General features: G+C 45.7%; 1 protein-coding gene. It reads left to right on the top strand.

The window, feature by feature from the left end; translation table 11 throughout:
- Positions 1 to 619 (top strand): hypothetical protein (locus tag EA772_RS22175; RefSeq protein WP_168187605.1); only part of this gene is annotated, 619 nt, incomplete at both ends.

The following is a 619-nucleotide window of genomic DNA, read 5'->3' as shown; positions in this document are numbered from 1 at the left end:
CGGTACGGCCAATGGCTTTACCGGAGGAGTTGCTGTTCCGAATGTGTTGACAAACGATACCTATAATGGTGTGAGTCCGGCAACATTGACGAATGTAACCTTAACACAGGTTTCGGCAAGTAACCCAGGCTTAAGCTTAGATCCGGCAACTGGTGCAGTAAACGTAGCACCAAATACACCTGCCGGAACTTATACTTTGGTTTATCAAATTGAAGATAAACTAAACCCTGGTCAAACCAAACAAGCTTCTGTAACGGTAACTGTTGGTGCACCTGCTTTGGTTGCAACTAACGATACAGGGTCTGCAAATGGCTTTGTTGGTGGTACTGCAGTTGCGGATGTATTGGCGAATGACACCTACAATGGTGCGCCAGCAACTTTGACAAATGTTACCTTAACCCAGGTTTCAACAACGGATGCTAAAGTGACTTTAGATCCGGCAACTGGAAAAGTTAACGTTGCGGCGAACACGCCTGCAGGAACTTACACTGTTGTTTACCAGATCGAAGATAAACTGAATCCTGGCCAGACTAAAACTGCGAATGTTACGGTAACAGTAGATCCTATTGCGATCGTGGCTAACGGTGATTCAGGTTCTGCAAATGGTTTCACTGGTGGT

The sequence above is a fragment of the Pedobacter sp. G11 genome, assembly GCF_003860265.1.
Lineage (GTDB): Bacteria > Bacteroidota > Bacteroidia > Sphingobacteriales > Sphingobacteriaceae > Pedobacter > Pedobacter agri.
Note: the sequence above shows the minus strand (reverse complement) of the source record. Positions and strands in the feature narration are given on the sequence as shown.